General features: G+C 63.4%; 16 protein-coding genes. 10 read left to right on the top strand and 6 right to left on the bottom strand.

The window, feature by feature from the left end; genetic code table 11:
* Nucleotides 1-10: 10 nt before the first annotated feature.
* A complete protein-coding gene (locus FJW08_RS08555; protein ID WP_140810133.1) occupies nt 11-1,708 on the bottom strand; it encodes a GMC family oxidoreductase N-terminal domain-containing protein in 1,698 nt (565 codons plus the stop codon).
* 191 nt (nt 1,709-1,899) lie between these two features.
* Here FJW08_RS08555 and FJW08_RS08550 point away from each other — a divergent pair, with 191 nt between their 5' ends.
* Nucleotides 1,900-2,826: a LysR family transcriptional regulator gene (locus FJW08_RS08550; RefSeq protein WP_140762872.1), complete on the top strand. Its 927-nt coding sequence runs from the start codon at nt 1,900-1,902 to the stop codon at nt 2,824-2,826.
* A 90-nt stretch (nt 2,827-2,916) separates the two neighbouring features.
* Here FJW08_RS08550 and FJW08_RS08545 read toward each other — a convergent pair whose 3' ends face one another.
* Entirely contained in the window at nt 2,917-4,464 is a 1,548-nt protein-coding gene (locus tag FJW08_RS08545; RefSeq protein ID WP_140810132.1) for a helicase HerA-like C-terminal domain-containing protein, read from the bottom strand.
* 324 nt (nt 4,465-4,788) lie between these two features.
* On the opposite strand from FJW08_RS08545, the gene FJW08_RS08540 reads away from it, so the two are divergent.
* The 3 genes from FJW08_RS08540 (at nt 4,789) to FJW08_RS08530 (ending at nt 8,636) form a co-directional block, all read left to right on the top strand.
* Nucleotides 4,789-6,231, top strand: a complete 1,443-nt coding sequence (locus tag FJW08_RS08540; RefSeq protein ID WP_140810131.1) for a methylmalonyl-CoA mutase subunit beta — start codon at nt 4,789-4,791, stop codon at nt 6,229-6,231.
* The gene (scpA, locus tag FJW08_RS08535; protein ID WP_140762863.1) at nt 6,228-8,348 is read left to right on the top strand and encodes a methylmalonyl-CoA mutase; all 2,121 of its coding nucleotides are present in this window, start codon (nt 6,228-6,230) and stop codon (nt 8,346-8,348) included. The genes FJW08_RS08540 and scpA overlap by 4 nt, the downstream gene beginning before the upstream one ends.
* A 63-nt stretch (nt 8,349-8,411) precedes the next feature.
* Nucleotides 8,412-8,636, top strand: a complete 225-nt coding sequence (locus FJW08_RS08530) for an AbrB/MazE/SpoVT family DNA-binding domain-containing protein (protein ID WP_140762859.1) — start codon at nt 8,412-8,414, stop codon at nt 8,634-8,636.
* Between the two features lie 16 nt (nt 8,637-8,652).
* Here the strand turns inward: FJW08_RS08530 and greA are convergent, their stop codons facing one another.
* Nucleotides 8,653-9,126, bottom strand: coding sequence for a transcription elongation factor GreA (gene greA, locus FJW08_RS08525; RefSeq protein WP_140762856.1), 474 nt, complete (start codon nt 9,124-9,126; stop codon nt 8,653-8,655).
* A gap of 117 nt (nt 9,127-9,243) precedes the next feature.
* Here greA and FJW08_RS08520 point away from each other — a divergent pair, with 117 nt between their 5' ends.
* Nucleotides 9,244-10,620: a TIGR03808 family TAT-translocated repetitive protein gene (locus tag FJW08_RS08520; protein ID WP_140762851.1), complete on the top strand. Its 1,377-nt coding sequence runs from the start codon at nt 9,244-9,246 to the stop codon at nt 10,618-10,620.
* Between the two features lie 9 nt (nt 10,621-10,629).
* Here FJW08_RS08520 and FJW08_RS08515 read toward each other — a convergent pair whose 3' ends face one another.
* Both FJW08_RS08515 and FJW08_RS08510 read right to left on the bottom strand, forming a co-directional pair.
* Nucleotides 10,630-11,634 carry an asparaginase gene (locus FJW08_RS08515; protein WP_140762848.1) on the bottom strand — a complete coding sequence of 335 codons (1,005 nt, stop codon included), beginning with the start codon at nt 11,632-11,634 and terminating at the stop codon, nt 10,630-10,632.
* A gap of 76 nt (nt 11,635-11,710) precedes the next feature.
* On the bottom strand, nt 11,711-12,877 hold the full coding sequence (locus FJW08_RS08510; protein ID WP_140762845.1) for an acetyl-CoA acetyltransferase: 1,167 nt from the start codon (nt 12,875-12,877) through the stop codon (nt 11,711-11,713).
* Nucleotides 12,878-13,075: 198 nt separating this feature from the next.
* Here FJW08_RS08510 and betI point away from each other — a divergent pair, with 198 nt between their 5' ends.
* The 5 genes from betI to betB all read left to right on the top strand — a co-directional run bounded on the left by betI (nt 13,076) and on the right by betB (nt 19,390).
* A complete protein-coding gene (betI, locus tag FJW08_RS08505) occupies nt 13,076-13,666 on the top strand; it encodes a transcriptional regulator BetI (protein ID WP_140762842.1) in 591 nt (196 codons plus the stop codon).
* Nucleotides 13,663-15,192: a choline-sulfatase gene (betC, locus tag FJW08_RS08500; protein ID WP_140762839.1), complete on the top strand. Its 1,530-nt coding sequence runs from the start codon at nt 13,663-13,665 to the stop codon at nt 15,190-15,192. The genes betI and betC overlap by 4 nt, the downstream gene beginning before the upstream one ends.
* On the top strand, nt 15,189-16,199 hold the full coding sequence (locus FJW08_RS08495) for a threonine/serine dehydratase (RefSeq protein ID WP_181182877.1): 1,011 nt from the start codon (nt 15,189-15,191) through the stop codon (nt 16,197-16,199). The genes betC and FJW08_RS08495 overlap by 4 nt, the downstream gene beginning before the upstream one ends.
* Nucleotides 16,200-16,202: 3 nt before the next feature.
* Complete coding sequence (gene betA, locus FJW08_RS08490) at nt 16,203-17,855, top strand: choline dehydrogenase (protein WP_140762832.1); 1,653 nt, start codon at nt 16,203-16,205, stop codon at nt 17,853-17,855.
* Between the two features lie 71 nt (nt 17,856-17,926).
* Nucleotides 17,927-19,390: a betaine-aldehyde dehydrogenase gene (gene betB / locus FJW08_RS08485; RefSeq protein WP_140762830.1), complete on the top strand. Its 1,464-nt coding sequence runs from the start codon at nt 17,927-17,929 to the stop codon at nt 19,388-19,390.
* Between the two features lie 6 nt (nt 19,391-19,396).
* On the opposite strand, the gene FJW08_RS08480 is transcribed toward betB, so the two are convergent.
* Nucleotides 19,397-21,631 carry a mannose-1-phosphate guanylyltransferase/mannose-6-phosphate isomerase gene (locus tag FJW08_RS08480; protein ID WP_140762827.1) on the bottom strand — a complete coding sequence of 745 codons (2,235 nt, stop codon included), beginning with the start codon at nt 21,629-21,631 and terminating at the stop codon, nt 19,397-19,399.
* Nucleotides 21,632-21,678: the final 47 nt, after the last annotated feature.

Genomic DNA, 21,678 nt, shown 5'->3' with positions numbered 1-21,678 from the left:
GATCTCTTGCTCAGTGTCCGTGTCGCTGCGCGTCGTCGATGATCCAGCGCGCCGCCTTTTCGGCGATCATCATCGTGGGAGCACTGGTGTTGCCGCTGGTGATCGTCGGCATCACGCTGGCGTCGACAACCCGCAATCCCTCGATGCCGCGGACACGCAGCCGACTGTCGAGAACGGCCATCCCGTCGTCGTTGTGCCCCATCCTGACGGTTCCCACGGGATGGAAGATGGTGTTTGCGATGTCGCCCGCGAGTTTCGCGAGATCTTCATCGCTCTGGAATTCCACGCCGGGCTTCCATTCGACGGGATTATATCTTGCAAGCGCCGGCTGGCCGACGATCGACCTGATCTGCCTGATGCTGTCGGCGGCAATCTGGCGATCTTCCTCGGTGCTCAAATAGTTGGGGGCGATGGCGGGCGCTTCCCCGCGCTGAGCGGAGCGGACCCGCACACTGCCGCGACTGGTCGGATTGAGGTTGCAGACGCTGGCGGTGAAGGCCGGGATGGTGTGCAGGGGTTCGCCGAATGCGTCGAGACTAAGCGGCTGCACATGATATTCGAGATTGGCGTGCGCCTGGCCTGGATCGGAGCGTGTGAACGCGCCGAGTTGCGATGGCGACATGCTCATCGGCCCGGTGCGCTTCAAAGCGTATTCCAGTCCGATCATAGCCTTACCGGCAAGACTGTTGGCAAGCGTGTTGAGTGTTCTGGCATTGGTGACCTTGAAGACGGCGCGAATCTGAAGATGATCCTGCAGATTTTCTCCAACGCCTGGGAGATCAAGCTCGACGTCGATGCCGGCCCCCTTGAGAAGCGCCGCCGGGCCAATTCCCGAGAGCTGCAGTATTTGCGGAGAGCCAATCGCCCCGGCCGACAGAATGACCTCACATTTCGCCTGCACCGATATCAGCCGGTTGCGCCTGTGCAGGAACAATCCCGTGCACCGCTTACGCCCATCCGGCGCGGTTTCGATGCACAGCCTGTCGACTTCGGCTTCCGTCCAGATCGCCAGGTTGCGGCGATGGCGAACCGGCCGCAGAAAGGCTTTCGACGTATTCCACCGCCAGCCGGATTTCTGGTTGACCTCGAAGTAACCGACACCTTCGTTGTCGCCGCCGTTGAAATCTGAAGATCGTGGGATGCCCGCCTGAACAGCGGCGTCGGTGAAGGATTCGAGAATGTCCCATTTGAGACGCTGCTTTTCGATGCGCCACTCGCCGCCGTGGCCATGCATGTCCGAGAACCGGCTGTTGTCGCCGGTGGCGGGGTCGGCGCCGTTGTCGAGGCGATAGTGATCCTCATGCGCCATGAAGTCCGGCAGCGATTTTTCCCATGACCACTCGCCGTCGCCGGTGACTGCCGCCCATTGATCGTAGTCGCGAGACTGGCCGCGCATGTAGATCATGCCATTGATCGAGGAGCAGCCACCCAGGACCTTGCCCCGGGGATAACGCAGGGAGCGGCCGTTGAGACCCGCCTCGGGCTCGGTGTTGTAAAGCCAGTCGGTACGCGCATTGCCGATGCAGTAAAGATAACCCACGGGAATGTGAATCCAGGGGTAGCTGTCGTTCCGGCCAGCCTCGATCAACAGAACCCGCCTGGCGGGATCGCTGCTGAGACGGCTGGCAAGCAGGCAACCCGCCGACCCGGCGCCGACCACTATGTAATCGAAAACGTCAATATCCGAGCGAACGCCGCGCGCCTTCATTCCCGTCAATCCTCCGCGAAATGCGATGAACAGCAGCGCCGCGCCGCGTTCACAAGGGCACTACAAGCCGGGTTTTTCTTATAATTCCCGTCGCCCGCGACCATCATCGACATGCTTCCCATGCCACAATGCGGCTATCTGTCAGCTGAATCCAATGATAAATTGGAGAAACGATTATAACGGAAATTTATATGGATCATCTGGATTTCAGGTTGGTGAAGGCGTTCGTTACCGTGGCGCAGGAAGGCAACGTCACCAAGGCGGCCGAATTGCTGAATCTCACCCAGCCTGCCGTCAGCCTTCAGCTCAAACGGCTTTCCCAGGACGTCGGAGTGACACTGTTCCATCGGACCGCCGGCGGACTTGAATTGACGCGCGACGGCGCGCTGCTTGCGGCCAAAGGCCAGCAGGTGCTGGCTCAGGCGGCTGAGTTCAGACAGACCGCCAGGCATCTCAGCACGAAGCTGCGCGGCAAACTCAGGATCGGTACGATCATCGACCCTGAATTCACCCGCCTGGGCGCGTTTCTGCAGGCTCTCGCCGAAAGTGGCCCGGGCATGGACACGGAACTTCGGCAAGGCATGAGTGGCGAGGTCGCCATCCGGCTGAAGCGCAACGAACTGGATGTCGGCTTTTTTCTCGGCGATCTCGATGATTTCGGCACCAGCACCGATGCCGCCGACACGCAATCCGAGGCCCAGTTCTTCATCAAGCCATTGTCACGCATGACCTATCGCGTCGTGGCGCCGCCTGGCTTTGCCGGCATGGTGGCAGGGAGGGACTGGAAGGAGCTTGCCGAGCTTCCTTGGATCGGCACTCCATCGGAATCGGTCCATAACAGGCTGCTTGCCAGGCAATTTGGCGGCCTCAAGCAGAATATCGTCGCCCTGGTCGACCAGGAAACCTCGATGCTGGCGATGGTTCGTACCGGCCTCGGGCTGAGCCTCTGCCGGGAATCGATCGCGCTCAATGAACGGCAGGCAAACGGCCTGGTTATCGCAGACAGGGTCAAGCTGGAGACCAGCCTGGGTTTTGCCTGCTTGTTCGCGCGGCGATCCGATCCAAATGTCTCTCTGGCCTTCGACGTCATCGAGCGAATCTGGCGCGGTGAACATTAGACACGCCTTCAGCCCGGCGCCGAAGCTGCCGAGGGCTTTGAAGCCGTCGGTCCAGGTCGCCTGTGAAGGCATCCACCGGTCCGGAGCGGCTTAACGTCCCCGCGACAGGCTGCCCAATATTCCGCGCACGATCGCCCGTCCGACCGACGAGCCAACCGAGCGCACCACCGACTTGATCGCCGCTTCCGCCACCGTCTGGCGGTTGGAAGGGCGCGGGGCCGGCGCGCGCCGGCCGCCGGACTGCGGCGTTGGATCGTCATTGCCGAAGCCTGGAATGGTCCAGCGCGAGCCGCCAGTGCCTGCCTGCTGCGCCTGCGCCTCTGCGTCCTGCGTCTCCTTGGCCTTTTTCTGCAGCATCTCGAAGGCCGATTCGCGGTCGATGACCTGGTCATACTGGCCGGTGACTGGGCTTTCCCCGATCAGCTTCTGCCGCTCGGCGGGGGTGATGGGTCCAAGCCGCGATGACGGCGGACGGATCAGCGTGCGCTGGACCATCGACGGAATGCCCTTGGCCTCCAGCGTCGAAACCAGCGCCTCGCCGGTGGCGAGCTGGGTGATGGCGGTGGCGCAGTCGAAGTCGGGATTGGGCCGGAAGGTTTCGGCCGCCGTCCTCACCGCCTGCTGCTCGCGCGGCGTGTAGGCGCGCAGCGCGTGCTGCACGCGGTTGCCAAGTTGGGCCAGGACCTTTTCGGGAATATCCAGAGGATTCTGCGTGACGAAATAGACGCCGACGCCCTTGGAGCGGATCAGGCGGACCACTTGCTCGACCCGGTCGATCAGCACCTTCGGCGCCTCGTCGAACAAGAGGTGCGCCTCGTCGAAGAAGAAGACCAGCTTCGGCTTGTCGGGGTCGCCGACTTCGGGCAGTTCCTCGAACAGCTCCGACATCAGCCAGAGCAGGAACGTCGCGTAGAGGCGCGGATTCATCATCAGCTTGTCGGCGGCCAGCACGCTGATGGCGCCGCGACCGTCACGGGTCGTGCGCATGATGTCGGAAATCCGCAAGGCCGGCTCACCGAAGAAGTTCGCCGCGCCCTGCTGCTCCAGCACCAGCAGCGTGCGCTGAATGGCGCCGACAGAGGGTTTCGTTACATTGCCATAGCGGGCGCTGATCTCTTCGGCGCGCTCCGCAATGTTGGCGAGAAGCGCCTGCAGGTCCTTGAGGTCGAGGAGAAGCAGGCCCTCTTCATCGGCAATGCGGAAGGCAATGTTCATGATCCCTTCCTGTGCGTCCGTCAGGTTCATCAGGCGCGACAGGAGCAGCGGTCCCATTTCCGAAATGGTCGCGCGGATGGGGTGGCCCTGCTCACCGAACAGGTCCCAGAAGATGACCGGGAATTCCTGAAAATCATAAGGGTCGAGCTTGACCTGTTGTGCCCGCTTGACCAGGAAATCCTGGGCGGCGCCCATCATGGCGATACCGGAAAGGTCGCCCTTGATGTCGGCGCAGAAGACCGGCACGCCGGCGTTGGAAAAACCTTCAGCCAGGATCTGCAAGGTGACGGTCTTGCCGGTACCGGTGGCGCCGGTCACCAGGCCGTGGCGGTTGCCGTATTGCAGCAGCAGATTTTCGGCGCGCTGATAGCTGTCGTCGGGCTTGCGGCTGGCGCCGATGAAAATACTGGTGTCGTCAGCCATATGTCCGGGTCTCCGCAAACTGATGTGTCTAAAGCCAGCCTTTGCCCGAAAGGTATAGTTAGGCCGTTGCACAGCGACAATGACAATTGTCCAACGCGGGCCAATCATCCAATCGGGTAATCGCCAGGAGCGGATTTTGGAACTTGCGAATTTCGATGGTGTTTGGCAATCGTTCATGGTCCGCCTACGCAAGCCGCCCTATATCAGGTGGATCGAATATCAGGTGAGTGGGATAAGGGCCTTGGACGCGCATTGCGATAACCGACCGGGGACCGTAGACTGGGCTGTCCGGTCTGGTGCGGCCACATAGAACGAGGACGATGAATGGGCGCCGGAGCCTTGACCAGGGATGTTGAGCCAACGGATGCGCAGCGTCAGCGATGGCTGGCCTTGGCGGAAAAGGCGTTGGCCGGCGCACCCTTCGAGGAAAAGCTGGTCTCGCACACCGACGACAACATCCGCGTCGAGCCGCTCTATGACCGCGCGACCGGAGCCGAACCGATCGTGCGCGCCAATCCTCAATCGCCCTGGATCGTCAGCCAGCGTGTCGACGACCCCAATGTCGATCGCGCCAAGGGCCAGGCCCTGGAAGACATCGCGCAGGGCGCGACGGGACTGTCGCTTGTCTTCGAGGGTGCCCCGAACGCGTTCGGCTACGGCCTGCCGAGGACGGCGCAGGCACTGGAGACGGTGCTGGAGGGCGTGCCCCTCAACAGGATCCAGATCCGCATCGACACCCACCCCTGGAGCCGCCCCATGGCTGACTGGCTGGTGGCGTTCCTAAGCAAGCGCCGCTCCGATCCGGCAAAGCTCAATCTTTCCTTCGGCATCGATCCGGCTGCTATCCTCGCCGGCACCGGCCGGCTGCGCATGTCGATCGAGGCGCTGCAGGAATCGATGCCGCAATCGCTGGCGCATTTCTTCTCGATGGGCGTCCCCGGTGTGCTTCTGGAGGCGGACGGTCGCGTCTTTCACAATGCCGGCGCCACGGAAGCGCAGGAACTCGGCATCATGCTGGCTTCGGCGGTCTCGTATCTGAGAATGTTCGAGAAGGCGCGGCAGCCGCTCGTCTATGCCGCGCCTCATATCGGTTTCGCGCTCAGCGTCGACCAGGACCAGTTCCTGTCAATGGCCAAGGTTAGGGCCTTGCGCAGGCTGTGGGCACGAGCCCAGGAGGCCTGCTCGATCCCCAATTCCACGGCCAACATCCATGCCGAGACATCATTTCGCATGATGACGGCATTGGACCCCGAAAACAACATCCTGCGCACGACGATCGGCTGCTTCGCCGCGGCGGCGGGAGGCGCCGATTCGATCTCCATCCTGCCGCATACGATCGCGCATGGCCTGCCGGCTGCTTTTGCCCGCCGCGTCGCGCGCAACGCGCAGCTGATCATGGCCAATGAAAGCCATGTCGATCATGTCGCCGATCCCGCCTATGGCTCCGGTGCCGTCGAAGCGCTTACGTCAGACCTTTGCGAAGCAGCGTGGGCGGAATTGCAGACGATCGAGGCAGAGGGGGGCGTGCTGTCCAGCCTTCGGGACGGACATATCCAGCAGCGCGTCCGCACTGCCGCCGCCCAGCGCGGCATTGCCTTCAAGTCAGGCGAGCGGGCCATCATCGGCGCCACGCTTCACCCCTTGAAGAGCGAGCGTCCGATCGAGACGCTGAACGCAGAGCGGCGACCTGCCTTCACCGAGGGTGTCGTCCTGTGCGAAGCGCTGTCGCCGGTCCGCATCGATCAATCCATCGGGGCCGCTTCTTGATTCCGGATTTCAGTCAGATCGGCTGGGTGCCACCCCGCCGCGCACCGGTCGAGGTCAAGGGACAGCGGACGACGCCGGAAGGTCTTGTCGTCAAGCAGTTGTACAGCCAGGGCGACCTCAAGGGGTTGCCGCATCTCGACACCTATCCGGGCCTGGCGCCCTTCGTGCGCGGCCCCTACCCGACCATGTATGTCCAGCAGCCCTGGACGATCCGGCAATATGCAGGTTTTTCGACCGCCGAGGAGTCCAACGCCTTTTACCGGCGCAACCTTGCCGCCGGCCAGAAAGGTCTTTCGGTTGCCTTCGATCTCGCCACGCATCGCGGCTATGATTCAGACCATCCGCGTGTCGCCGGCGATGTCGGCATGGCGGGCGTGGCCATCGATTCCATCCTCGACATGCGGCAGTTGTTCGACGGCATTCCGCTCGGCGACATGACCGTGTCGATGACTATGAACGGCGCGGTTCTGCCGATCATGGCGCTCTACATCGTGGCGGCCGAAGAACAAGGCGTCGCGCAGAAGGATTTGGCGGGGACCATTCAGAACGACATTCTGAAGGAGTTCATGGTCCGCAACACCTACATCTATCCGCCGAAGCCCTCGATGCGGATCGTCTCCGACATCTTCTCCTACACCTCGAAGAACATGCCGAAGTTCAATTCGATATCGATCTCCGGCTATCACATGCAGGAGGCAGGCGCGACCGCCGACCTGGAACTCGCCTATACGATCGCCGACGGCATCGAATATGCCCGCGCCGGCGTCGCGGCAGGGCTCGATATCGACCGCTTCGCGCCGCGCCTGTCCTTCTTCTGGGCGATCGGCATGAACTTCTTCATGGAAGTGGCAAAGCTCAGGGCCGCACGCCTATTGTGGGCGACGCTGATGAAAAAGAACTTCGCGCCGAAGGACGAGCGGTCGCTGTCCCTGCGTACCCATTGCCAGACCTCCGGCTGGTCGCTGACGGCGCAGGATCCCTACAACAACATCATCCGCACCATGATCGAGGCGATGGCCGCGACCCAGGGGCATACACAGTCGCTGCACACCAATTCCTTCGACGAAGCAATGGCGCTGCCGACCGACCATTCGGCGCGCATCGCCCGCAACACGCAACTCATCCTGCAGAAGGAATCCGGTACCACGCGCATCATCGATCCGTGGGGCGGTTCGGCCTATCTCGAGCGGCTGACGCACGATCTGGCGGCGCGTGCGCTTGCCCATATCGAGGAGGTCGAGGCTCTCGGCGGCATGGCGGCGGCGATCGAAAAGGGCATACCCAAGCTGCGCATCGAGGAAGCCGCGGCCCGCACGCAGGCGCGCATCGATTCCGGCGAGCAGATGCTGGTCGGCGTCAATGCGCATCGCCCCGGAACCGATATCGAAGTCGACGTTCTGAAGATCGACAATGCCGAGGTCAGGGCCAGGCAACTCTCGAAGCTGCAACGGCTGAAAGGCACGCGCGACGTCGCCTCCGTCGAAAGCGCGCTGGATGCGCTGACCCGTGCCGCACAAGGCCAGGACAACCTCCTGGAGTTCGCCATCCGCGCCGCGCGCGCCAATGCCACTGTCGGCGAAATCTCGTTCGCCTTGGAAAGAGCCTATGGGCGCCATGTGGCCACGGTGCAGACCATTTCCGGTGTCTACCGCAAGGCGCTTGGCGACAATCCTGTGGTCGATCGGCTGCAGGACAAGCTTGATGCCTTCGAAAAGAAAAACGGCGGCAAGCCGCGCATTCTCGTCGCCAAGATGGGACAGGACGGCCACGACCGCGGGCAGAAGGTGATCGCCACCGCCTTCGCCGATCTCGGCTTCGACGTCACCGTCGGCGCCATGTTCCAGACGCCGGAAGAGATCGCCAGGCTGGCTGTCCAGCATGACGTCCACATCATCGGCGCCTCATCACTGGCAGCCGGCCACCTGACGCTGATCCCCGAATTGCGCGACACGCTGAAGAAGCTCGGCCGAGGCGACATGCTGATCGTGGCCGGCGGCGTTATCCCGCCGCAGGACTACGATGCGGTGCTACGAGCGGGTGCTGCGGAAATCTTCCCGCCGGGCACGGTCATTCCGGAAGCGGCGGATCGGCTGCTGGATCGGCTGCTGGCGCGTTGAGCGAAACATTGTAGCGCTGGAAAGGTTGTGTCACAATGACGAATGCAACCAAGGGTAACAGCCGTGAAGACTATTGTCCGCAAGCTCGACGACGGATCAGGTGTCGTGATCTTGCCGCAGGAAATGCTGGACAACCTGAACATGCGAGTAGGCGATCAATTCCAGATCATCGAAACCGATGACTGCGGCATTCTAAGACCGGTGAGAAGTGACGTCGAACGGCAGATGCGCGCTGCTCGTGATGTCATGGACCAGTATGAGGCCGCATTGCAAAGTATGGCCAAGTAGACGGACCTAGCTTGCGTCAACTCTCCGAGAGCTTGACGATCTCCCACTCCTTGCCGTTGACGCTGGCGACGTCGCCGAGCTTCTTGCCAAACAGCGCGACCGCCATCGGCGAGACATGCGAAATGCTGCCCTTGGCTGGATTGGCTTCGTCCTCGCCGACGATCTTCCAGTGCACCTTCTTGCCATCATCACTTTCCAGCGTGACTCCCATGCCGAAGCGGACGACATCGCTGCCGGGCTCAGGCACGGAAAGCTCGGCACTCTCGCGCCGCGCGGTCCAATAGCGAAGATCGCGCGACACGACCGCGATGCGCTCGCGGTCGGCTTTCCGCTCCGCTTTCGCCATGATATCGCGCAGATCGGCCAGATTGTCCTCGATCTGCGCCAGGCCGCGCTCCGTCACAAGGTTACGGTGTGTGCTGATCGGCCGCTCGCCAACGCCGGCGATGGCATTCTCGCTGTCTTCTTCGCGGGTAAAAGCTCTGCTCATTCCCTGAACTTAGGCGCCGAGTAGCTGCTCGGCAAGCCATTGCCGCTGAGAAGAGGCGCGCCGGACGTCTGGCATGATTCCTGCGGTGTCGGGGCTGAACACTGGGATTCTGTGCCGATGTTGAACAGACGAACGTTGCTGACGCAAACCGCCGGCTTTGCCGTCATGGGCCTTGCGCTCGGCAAGGCGACAGCCGCCAGCCTGACGGGCATCGAGAAAGCCTCGATGCGCGGCTCGATCAACGCCACCGAACTTGGCGTGCAGCCGGGTACGTTTGACGACCAGAGCAAGGCCTTCGCCAAGCTGCTGCGCGACGCGAACGGCCGCGACATGCCGGTCTTCCTGCCGCCCGGCACCTATGTGGTGTCCAATCTCTCGCTGCCCGGCCGCGTGCGTCTTTCCGGCGTGCCGGGTGCCACGCGGATCGTCTACGGCGGCGACGGCCATCTGTTCATGACCGAACAGGCCGACCATATCGAACTCAGCGGGCTGGTCTTCGACGGCTCGAACCGCTCGATGGGCGACTACGCACAGGGGCTGCTCGATTTGCGCCGGGTCGCGCACCTGATGGTGGATAACTGCCAGATCACAGGCAGCGGCAAGAACGGGCTGGCGCTGGAACATGCGGTGGGCCGGATCGAGCGCTCGGACATATCCGGGGCCGCCGATGCCGGCATCTATTCAGTCGAAGCCGGAGGCCTGGCAATTTCAGGCAACACCGTCTCCGATTGCGCCAATGGCGGCATCCTGGTGCATCGCTGGCAAGCGGCGGAAGACGGCACCATGGTCACCGGCAACCGCGTCGAACACATTGGCGCGCGCAGCGGGGGTACCGGCCAGAACGGCAACGGCATCAATGCCTTCCGCGCCGGAAATGTCGTCATCTCGGGCAATGTGGTTTCGGACTGCGCTTTTTCGGCGATCCGGGCCAACAGTTCCAGCAATTTGCAGATATCGGGCAACACCTGCTCACGCTCGGGCGAGACCGCGGTCTATTCCGAATTCTCGTTCGAGGGCGCCGTCATCAGCAACAATATCGTCGATGGTGCGGCCAACGGCATCTCGATCGTCAACTTCAACGAAGGCGGCCGCATGGGTGTCTGCTCCGGCAACATCGTGCGCAATTTGTCGACCAGCGTCCCCTACACAGCGGACCCGCCAGGGTTCGGTGTCGGCATTGCCGTCGAAGCCGACACCATCGCTTCCAACAACGTCATCGAGAACGCGCCGCTCTATGGCATGTCGATCGGCTGGGGGCCGTATCTGCGCAATGTCGTGGCCACCGGCAACATCATCCGCAAGGCAGGCACCGGCATCGTCGTCAGCGTGGTCGAGGGTGCCGGCACTGCCGTCATTTCCGACAATGTCATCGATGGTGCGCTGAACGGGGCCGTCGTCGGGCAGCGCTGGGCGGAGCCGGTAACAGCTGACCTCACCCAGACCAGCAGCAGCGGTTATGCGCATCTGTCCGTCGAGCGCAACCGCGTCAGCTGATCGCTGCTTTCAATTCAAGGCCGGCGTCGGCCTCAGTGCCCCGACCTTGGCGCCAATCCGGCTTTCGATCGGCGCGTTCGCCAGTTCGAGCAGCTTCGCCGCCAAGGCCTCGTCCGCCCGCAGCAGCCTGGCGAGCACGGCGGCGGCGATGGCGTCGCCGGCGCGCCCGGCACCGTCATCGCATTTGACGGCGATACCGAGGCCGAGTTCCGGAATTGCGGCACAATGGACGCCCTCGGCTCCGCCTTTCGCAAAGATTCGGCCAGGTGCTGCCTCCATCAAGGCAAGATCGGCACGGCCGGTGCCGGCGACGAAGAACGGCTCCGCCATACAGGCGGAGAGCAGGCGCTTCGCAGCCTTTGCCCGCTCCGGGCCAAAGCCCTGTGCCGTGGCCATGCGGGCAAAGCCGAGCGCGAAACTCCTCAGCGGCACCGCATAGGTCGGGATCGAGCAGCCGTCGATCGCGCGTTCGTCGGCACCGTGGACAGCGCCGGTGACTGCCTGCATGGCGTCGCGCACCATTTCCTGCAGAGCGTGATCCGGTCTCACATAACCGCGATGCGCGATGCCTGAATGGACGCAGGTGCATAAGAATCCGGAATGCTTGCCGGAACAATTGTTATGCAGCGCATTTGGCGAACCGCCGGCACGCGCGAGCGCAATCTCCGCGCCATGGTTCGAGGGCCAGTGGGTCCCGCATTCGAGTGCCGACCCGTCCAACCCAGCCCTGGCCAGCATGGACCGCGCCAGTTCGACATGCGCAGGCTCGCCGGAATGGGAGGCACAGGCCAGCGCCAGTTCGCGGTTGCCGAAGCCGTACGCATCGGCAGCACCCGTTTCGACAAGCGGCAGGGCCTGGATCGCCTTGACGGCGGAACGGGGAAAGACCGGCTTCGAAGTGTCGCCGATCTCCAGGACCGGCTTGCCGTCGGCATCGAAGACGGCGACGGCACCGCGATGGGCGCTCTCGACAATGGCGCCGCGCAAAACCTCGATCAGAACCGGATTTGTCATGTCACCTCCCGCAAAATCAAAATGTTACAGCGTCCTTCGCCCGCCCAACGGCGCGCGGCGCTGTAATGCGGGCGGTCTATCTGATCCGGTCCAGAATGGAAACGTAGTTGGCGACAGCCGCACCGCCCATGTTGAAGATGCCGCCGAGTTTCGCTCCCGGCACCTGGATGCCGCCGGCTTCGCCGACAAGCTGCATGGCGGTCAAGACATGCATGGAGACGCCGGTGGCGCCGATCGGATGGCCCTTGGCCTTCAGGCCACCGGAGGGATTGACCGGCAGGCGGCCGTCCTTTGCCGTCGTGCCATCCAGCGCCAATTTGGCGCCCTCACCGGGCTTCGCCAACCCCATCGCCTCATATTCGATCAATTCGGCGATGGTGAAGCAGTCATGCGTTTCGACGAAGGAGAGATCATCGAGCGTCACGCCGGCATTCTTCAGCGCGCGGGTCCAGGCCTGTTCGCAACCTTCGAAGGTCAGGATGTCGCGCTTCGACATCGGCAGGAAATCCTGCACATGCTCGTTGGCGCGGAAGGCGACGGCACGGCGCATCTTCAGCGCCGTTGCCGTGTCGGCAAGGATAAGGGCTGCGGCACCGTCGGAAACCAGCGAGCAGTCGGTGCGCTTCAGCGGACCGGCGACGAAGGGGTTCTTTTCGCTCTCCTGCCTGCAGAATTCATAGCCGAAATCCTTGCGCATCTGCGCATAGGGATTGTCGACGCCATTCTTGTGGTTCTTGGCGGCAATCATGGCGAGCGCATCCGACTGGTCGCCATAGCGTTGAAAATAAGCCTGCGCGATCTTGCCGAAGACGCCGGCAAAGCCGGCCGGCGTCTCGCCGTCCTCGGGCAGATAGGACGCCTTGAGCAGGTTCTTGCCGATTTCCGGCCCGGGCGTCGTCGTCATCTGCTCGGCTCCGACCACCAGCACGATCCGGGCGGCGTTTGCGTCGATGGCGCGAATGCCCTGCCGGACGGCGGCCGAACCGGTGGCGCAGGCGTTCTCGACGCGCGTGGCCGGCTTGAAGCGCAACCGGTCGTCCGCCTGGAGCACCAGACTTGCCGTGAAATCCTGCGGCGAAAAGCCGGCGTTGAAATGGCCAAGCACGATCTCGTCGACCTCGTCCGGACCGATGCCGGCATGATCGAGCGCGTCCGTCGCGACCTTGACGATCAGGTTTTCGAGCGTTTCACCCTCGAGCTTGCCGAAGCGCGAATGCGCCCAGCCAACGATGCATGCGGTCATGGCGGTCTCCATCCTTGGCGCCAGCCTCGCCCGTGGCTCGTGGCGTGCTTCGCCTTTATTGTTCAAATATAAACATTCTTGCCCGGACCGTGAAGGGCCGCAATGCAACAATCGCTTGGTGCAGGTCGCGCGAGCGTCGATTTTTTTATTGATTGACGCGTCAATAAAAAATAATCTCCCCGCAAAATCGGAAACAGCATGCCAAAAGTCGGAATGGAGCCATTGCGCCGCAAGGCGCTCATCGACGCGACGATCTCGGCGATCGGCGAGCGTGGCTCGCTTGACGTGACCATGTCCGAGATTGCCGGGCGCGCCGGTGTGTCTTCAGCTCTTGCCCATCACTATTTCGGCGCCAAGGATGAGCTGCTGTTCGCGACGATGCGGCACATCCTGGCTGAACTGACCACCGACATGCGCCGCGCGCTTCAATCCGCCACTTCCCCGCGCAAGCGCGTCTCGGCCGTGGTCGCCGTCAACTTTTCCGACATCCAGTTCCAGGCGGAGACCATCGCCGCATGGCTCGCCTTCTATGTCGAGGCGCAGCAGTCGTCCTCGCTGCGCCGGCTGCTCAGAATCTACGCAAGGCGGCTGCATTCGAACCTGATGAGCGGATTGACCGGCATCCTGCCCAGGACCGAAGCCGACCGCGCCGCGGAAGCGACGGCGGCGATGATCGACGGGCTCTACATCAGGCGCGCGCTGAAGGATGGCGTGCCCGACGCCGCGACCGCGATCGCGCTGGTCGAGGATTATCTCGAAACCAAACTTGGCGGACGGCACAAACAGTGACAGCGAAGCGACCCAATTTCCTGATTATCATGGTCGACCAGCTCAACGGGACCTTTTTCCCGGACGGCCCGGCGGAATTTCTGCACACACCGCATCTGAAAGCGCTGGCCGCGCGTTCGGCGCGCTTCGCCAACAACTACACCGCCTCGCCCCTCTGCGCACCGGGCCGTGCCTCGTTCATGAGCGGCCAGTTGCCGTCACGCACCGGTGTCTATGACAATGCGGCGGAATTCACCTCGTCGATCCCGACCTTCGCCCATCATCTGCGTGCCGCCGGCTACTACACATGCCTGTCGGGCAAAATGCATTTCGTCGGACCGGATCAGTTGCATGGGTTCGAGGAGCGGCTGACCACCGACATCTATCCGGCGGATTTCGGCTGGACGCCGGACTACCGCAAACCCGGCGAGCGCATCGAGTGGTGGTATCACAATCTGGGTTCGGTGACCGGCGCCGGCGTCGCCGAAACCACCAACCAGATGGAGTATGACGACGAAGTCGTGTTCCTCGCGTCGCAGAAGCTCTATCAGCTTTCGCGCGAACAGGATGATGCGAGCCATCGGCCCTGGTGCCTTACCGTCTCGCTGTCGCATCCGCACGATCCCTATGTCGCGCGAAAGCAGTATTGGGATCTCTATGAGCATTGCCAAGCGCTGGACCCGGAAACCGGGTTCATCGCGCATGACGATCAGGACACCCATTCCCAGCGGCTGTACCACGCCAGCGACTATCCCTCTTTCGACATCACGCCCCAGCAGGTGCGTCGTTCGCGGCGCGGCTATTTCGCCAACATCTCCTATGTCGACGACAAGGTCGGCGAACTCCTGGACGTCCTCACGCGAACGCGCATGCTCGACGACACGATAATCCTGTTCTGTTCGGATCACGGCGACATGCTCGGCGAGCGGGGCCTGTGGTTCAAGATGAGCTTCTTCGAAGGCTCGGCGCGGGTGCCGTTGATGATTGCCGGCAAGGGCATTCGTGCCGGGCTGATCGAGGCGCCGGTCTCAAATCTCGACGTGGCACCAACGCTTTGTGACCTCGCCGGCATCGATATCGAGGCGATCGCGCCATGGACCGACGGCCAGTCGCTGCTGCCGCTCACCCAGGGCGGACAGCGCACGGCACCGGTATTGATCGAGTACGCCGCGGAAGGCTCCTATGCACCCTTGGTGGCAATCCGTGACGGCAGATACAAATTCGTCCATTGCGAACTCGATCCGCCGCAATTGTTCGATCTCGAGGCCGATCCGCTCGAGCGGGACGATCTCGCCGACGACCCTGCCAATGCGAGCCTGGTGGCGGCATTCATGGAAAAGGTGCGGTCGCGTTGGGACATGGCCGGCTTCGACGCCGCCGTGCGCGAGAGCCAGGCACGCCGCTGGGTCGTCTATCCGGCGCTGCGCAACGGCGCCTATTATCCCTGGGATTTCCAGCCGCTGCAGAAGGCGTCCGAGCGCTACATGCGCAATCACATGAACCTCGACAATCTCGAAGAGAGCAAAAGGTATCCGCGAGGCGAATGATGGCAGACCTTCTCGTCCCTTCCCTCGATCATCTCAGAAAGGCCTATGCCGTCACCTCCCAGGCGACGCAGGTCACGCCATTGCTGGAATCGGCGGCGCTCGCCAAGGAAACCGGTGCGGCCCGCGTCTTCATCAAGCCGGAATCGCTGCAATGGGCCGGATCGTTCAAGGTTCGCGGCGCCTATTGGCGGCTGAAGCGGCTTTCGCCCGACGAGGCGAAGAAGGGCGTCGTCGCCTATTCCTCCGGCAATTTCGCGCAAGGGCTGGCCGCGGCCGGCCAGGCGCTCGGCATTCCGGTGACCATCGTCATGCCAATCGATGCGCCGGCCGCCAAGCGTGACGCCACCGCAGGCTACGGCGCGCGCGTCGTGCTGACCGATCACGGCGATCGGGCCCGCGAGGAAGTCGCCGCCGCCAAGGCGCGCGGGATCGCGGAGACCGAAGGCCTGGCCCTGCTGCATCCTTTCGACGATCCGGAGATCGTCGCCGGCCAGGCGGGCGCCGGCCTCGAAGCGCTCGATCAATTGTCCGCCAAGGACGCCAGCGCTGATCTTTTGTTTTGCTCGGTCGGCGGCGGTGGGCTGATCGGCGGCGTTTCGCTCGCCTTCCATTATCTGTCGCCGGCGACCGAGATCATCGGCGTCGAGCCCGAAGGCTTCAACGGCATGGGTTCCTCGCTGGCGCATGGCAGCATCGAGACCATGCCGATCGGCCCGAAATCGATCTGCGACGGGCTGATGTCACGACGGCCGGGCGACGCGCCGTTCGCGGCGGTCAAGACCGCGGGCGTTCGCGGCATCACCGTCGACGACCAGTCGGTGCGCGGCGCCATGCGGATCGCCTTCGAGCGGATGAAGCTGGTGCTTGAGCCGTCTGGCGCGGCATCACTCGCGGCACTGCTCGGCGGCAAGGTCGATGTGAAGGGCAAGACCGTCCTTGTGGTTGCAACCGGCGGCAACGTTTCGCTCGCCGATTTCATCACGCATATGAACGATGGGCGCATTTGAACCATGCTTGAAGCGGATTTCGTCATCATCGGCTCCGGCTCCGCCGGCTCGGCCATGGCCTATCGCCTGTCTGAAGACGGCAAGCATTCGGTCATCGTCGTCGAATTCGGCGGCACCGATCTCGGACCTCTGATCCAGATGCCGTCGGCACTGTCGATCCCGCTCAACATGAGCCTCTACGACTGGGGCTTCGCCAGCGAGCCGGAGCCGCATCTGGGCGGCCGCGTGCTGGCGACGCCGCGCGGCAAGGTGATCGGCGGCTCATCCTCGATCAACGGCATGGTCTATGTGCGCGGCCACGCCCGCGACTTCGACCATTGGGCAGAACAGGGCGCCGCCGGCTGGGCCTTCGCCGACGTGCTGCCCTACTTCAAGCGCATGGAGGATTCGAACGGCGGCGAGGATGGCTGGCGCGGGCACGGCGGCCCGCTGCATGTGCAGCGAGGCTCGCGCCGCAATCCGCTCTATGGCGCCTTCGTCGAAGCGGGCCGCCAGGCAGGGTTTGAACTGACCGACGACTACAATGGCGCCAAGCAGGAAGGCTTCGGCCCGATGGAGCAGACCATTCTGGGTGGCCGCCGCTGGTCGGCGGCATCAGCCTATCTGAAGCCGGCGCTCAGGCGCAAAAACGTGAGTCTCGTCAAAGGCTTTGCGCGCCGGGTGATCATCGAGAATCAACGCGCCATCGGCGTCGAGATCGAAGCTCACAAACAGATTCAGGTCGTTAAGGCGCGACGTGAAGTGATCGTCGCGGCATCGTCGATCAATTCGCCAAAGATCCTGATGCTGTCCGGTATCGGGCCGGGCGGGCATTTGCGCGAAAACGGCATCGCCGTCGTGGCCGACCGGCCCGGCGTCGGCGGCAACCTGCAGGATCATCTGGAGCTCTACATCCAGCAGGAAGCGACCAAACCGATCACGCTGAATTCAGTGCTGAACCCGTTCTCCAAGGCGATGATCGGGGCGCAATGGCTGTTCTTCAAATCGGGCCTTGGCGCCACCAATCATTTCGAGGCCGCCGCCTTCGTGCGCTCGCAGGCAGGCGTCGACTATCCCGACATTCAGTACCACTTCATCCCGGCGGCGGTTCGCTACGACGGCAAGGCGGCGGCGAAGTCGCACGGCTTCCAGGCGCATGTCGGGCCGATGCGCTCGAAGTCGCGCGGCTCGGTGACGCTGCGCTCGCCCGATCCGAAAGCGAAGCCGGTCATCCGCTTCAACTACATGTCGCATCCGGACGACTGGGCGGAGTTCCGCCACTGCATCCGCCTGACCCGCGAAATCTTCGGCCAGTCGGCCTTCGATGCCTATCGCGGACAGGAACTCTCGCCGGGCAGCCATGTCCAGTCGGACGACGATCTCGATGTGTTCATTCGCGACCATGCCGAAAGCGCCTACCACCCCTGCGGCACCTGCCGAATGGGCCGCGCCGATGATCAATCGAGCGTGGTCGATCCGGAATGCCGGGTCATCGGGGTCGACGGATTGCGGGTCGCCGACTCCTCGATCTTCCCGCGCGTGACCAACGGCAACCTCAACGCGCCGTCGATCATGACCGGCGAGAAGGCATCCGATCACATCCTTGGCCGCACACCGCTCGCGCCGTCCAACCAGGAACCGTGGATCAATCCGCGCTGGCAGGCGTCTGACAGATAGGCCATGATCCGCCGATAGAGTGAGCCGCCCGACAGCCGATGCGTGGGGGCGAAATGATTTGGAGATTTCCCATGCGCGCCCAGCCCACGGCTTCGCACTATGTCAACGGACGCTATATCGAGGACGAAGGCGGCGCGCCGCTACCGGTCATCTATCCCGCCACGGGCGAGACCATCGCCATGTTGCGTTCGGCGACGCCGAACGTGCTGGAACTCGCCATCGAGGCCGCACGCGCCGCACAGCCGGCCTGGGCGCGACTTAAACCGGTCGAGCGCGGCCGCGTCCTACGCCGTGCCGCAGACATCTTGCGCGCCCGCAACGCCGATCTTGCCCGCATCGAGACGCTCGACACCGGCAAGGCGATCCAGGAGACGCTGGTGGCGGACGCCCCTTCGGCAGCCGATTGCCTCGAATATTTCGCCGGCGCGGTCGCCGTCTTCAACGGCGAAGCTGTCGACCTCGGCGGGCCCTTCGCCTACACGCGCCGCGAGGCGCTTGGCGTCTGCGTCGGCATCGGCGCGTGGAATTATCCGATCCAGATCGCCGGCTGGAAATCGGCGCCGGCGCTCGCCATGGGCAACGCCATGGTCTTCAAGCCATCGGAGAACACGCCGCTTTCGGCGCTGGCGCTGGCCGAGATCTACTCGGAAGCCGGCCTGCCCGACGGACTGTTCAACGTCGTGCAAGGCTATGGCGATGTCGGCGCCGGGCTTGTCGGCCATGATGTCGTCGCCAAGGTCTCGGTGACCGGCTCGGTGCCGACCGGGCGCAAGGTGCTGTCGCTGGCGGGGTCCAAGATGAAGCACGCGACGATGGAACTCGGCGGCAAGTCGCCGCTGATCGTCTTCGACGATGCCGATCTCGAAAATGCCATTGGCGGCGCCATGCTCGGCAACTTCTATTCGGCCGGCCAGATCTGTTCCAACGGCACGCGCGTCTTCGTCCAGAGCGGGATTCACGACCGCTTTGTCGAGCGGCTGGTCGAACGGACCAAGAAAATCCGCATTGGCGATCCGCTCGATCCGGAAACGCAGATGGGGCCATTGGTCTCCAAGTCACAGCACGAGAAGGTCGTCGGCTATATCGCGGCCGGCAAGCAGGATGGGGCGACGCTGGCCTGTGGCGGCAATGTGCCGTCGCTGCAGGGCTTCCAGGGCGGCTTCTTCGTCGAGCCGACGGTGTTCACCGGCGTCACCGACACGATGCGGATCGCCCGCGAGGAGATTTTCGGCCCGGTCATGAGCGTGCTGAAATTCGATGGCGAGGACGAGGTGATCGAGCGCGCCAACGACACCGAGTTCGGCCTTGCCGCCGGCGTCTTCACACGCGACCTGCCGCGCGCCCACCGCGTCATCGCCGAGTTGCAGGCTGGGACCTGCTGGATCAACGCCTACAATCTGACGCCGGTGGAAATCCCCTTCGGCGGCGTCAAGCAATCCGGCATCGGCCGCGAGAACTCCCTGGCGGCACTGGCGCTCTATTCGCAGCTGAAGTCGATCTATGTCGAGACCGGGGACGTCGCCAGTCCGTACTGATCCCGCCTACTTCTCCGTCGTGCCATCCAGATACTGGGTCAGCGCACAGACCAGGTGATAGAAAATGCTCGCCGGCACGTCCGATGCCAGCGAGCGGCCGCGCTCGTCGATGCGGTCGATCCACAGACCGAGCGGCGCCGGGTCGATGTGCCAGCGGAACAGCCGGCCGACGCGCGCCTCGATCTCCGGCTTCAGATCAGGGCCGCCCGAGCCATCCAGTGCGATCGCCGCCTTGAGCGCCTCGGCCTGCGGCCAGCTGCGCGATATCAGGTCGAGCGGCAGGCCCTGCCGCGAGACTGCCCCATAGGCAAGGCCGGTGGCACGGTTGAGGCCGTTGGCGATCGCCGAGGCATAGAGTTTTCGGGCAAAGACACTCAGTTCGGCCTGGCCGCTGCGGTCGGCGAAATCGACCAGCAGCGATGCCCATTCGAAGTGGTGGCCAGGTTCGGTCCAGGTCCCCTTCTCTCCCAAGACCGGTTTCCATTCGGCATCGAAATACTCGCCGAGCGTCCAGCTCTCAGGGTCGAAGAAATGGCTGCGGAAGAGGTCGATGATGCGCGCCGCACGGCGCAGATGCGCGCGCTCGCCGGTCGCCTGGTACCAGGCCAGGAAAGCTTCGAGCAGATGCATGTGCGGGTTGGAGCGCCGCTCGCCAGCCCCGCTCGATGTCTCGAGGAAGCCGGTCATGCGGCTGTCCTCCAGATGCGCATCGAGGAAGGCGAAGGTTTCTTCGCCGAGCCGCAAGGCATCGGCATTGCCCGACATATGCGCATGCGCCAATGCCAGCAGGATGCAGGCATGATCGTAGGCGTCCTCGACCGGGTCGGCGACGGAGCCATCGACATTCAGTGTGCGCACCCAACCGCCTCGTTCGGTGCGGCCCTGCCCCGCCATGAAGTCGATGCCATGCGCGATCAGCCGGTCGGCCGGGCCGGTCCAGCCGTGGCCCTTGGCCACCGCGAAAGCATAAACCTGCCTGGCCTGGGTACGCATGCGCTTCGGCTTCAACAGCGGGGAGCCGTCGAAGCCAAGCGCCTCATGGAAGCCGCCGTGGCGCTCGTCGACGCCTGATGTCGACCATAGAGGCAAGGTCTCCTGAAACAGCCAGTGATGCACGCGCCGCCGCCAGGCGCCGCTTTCGATGACGCGGTCATGCGCCGGCGTGAATCTGGTTTCCAGCCGTCCCGATTTTTCGAGTTGTTCGACGATCTTCTTGACGTGCTGGCTGTGACTGACCGGGGCGACGAAAGTGGCATCCGAGGTCGAGACGATGGCAACGTCCTTCATGCCGATCGCCGACAGCAGGCGGCCGTCGCTGCGGATATAGGAATTCTCGCAATCGATGGCGACGACATCACCGACGATGACATTGCCCTGGCCGTCGGCGGGACCGACATCGAGGAGCGATTGCCAGGAGCCGAGATCGTTCCAGCGAAAGCCGGCCGGCACCATGGCAATGTCTTTTGCCCGCTCCATGATGGCATAGTCGATCGAGTTCGATGGGATGGCCGTGTAGAGCTCCAGCGGCATATAGAGGCCGGACAGGTCCGATGTCGCCGCCCTGTAGGCCGCTTCGGTGGCGTGCCAGATATCGGGCTGGAAGGCCTCGAAGGCGTCGCGCATGGCACCTGCCCGAAACAGGAAGATGCCGGTGTTCCAGTAAAAATTTCCCGCCTTGAGATAGTCATTGGCCGTCGCAAGGTCGGGCTTCTCGACGAAACGCGAAACGTCGAACACACCGCCCTTCTCGGCCGATACCTCAATATAGCCATAACCGGTTTCCGGCTGGGTCGGCTTGATGCCGAACACCACCAGGCGGCCGGCGCGCGCCGCCTCAGATCCCGCTTCGATACTTTGCCAGAATTGCCCTGCCGTCGCTATTTCATGGTCCGAGGGCACCACCAGCACCAGGCTGTCTCCGAATTCCGACAAAGTGCGCAAGGTCGCCAGCGCGACGGCGGCGGCGGTGTTGCGTCCCGCCGGCTCGAACAGGGGACCGCCACCGGCAAGATCGAGACCGGCCAAGTCGGCATGGACACGATCGGCGTGACGCTCCGAAGCGATCAGGAAGATCGGCGTCTCGCCAGCCGCTCTCGCCGTCAGGCGGCGCAAGGTCTTGGCCAGCATGGAGCCATCGCCCGACAGATCGTGGAACTGCTTGGGATTGTCCTCACGCGACAGCGGCCATAGCCGGGAACCGACGCCGCCGCTCATGACAAAACTGACGATCCGCTCGGTCATTCAGGTCTCGCGCTCGGGAATTGGAGGTCGATTGGGTAGCACAGACG

Origin of the sequence: Mesorhizobium sp. B3-2-1 (assembly GCF_006439515.1) — a bacterium.
Taxonomy (GTDB): domain Bacteria; phylum Pseudomonadota; class Alphaproteobacteria; order Rhizobiales; family Rhizobiaceae; genus Mesorhizobium.
This window is presented reverse-complemented; position numbering and strand designations above follow the sequence as displayed.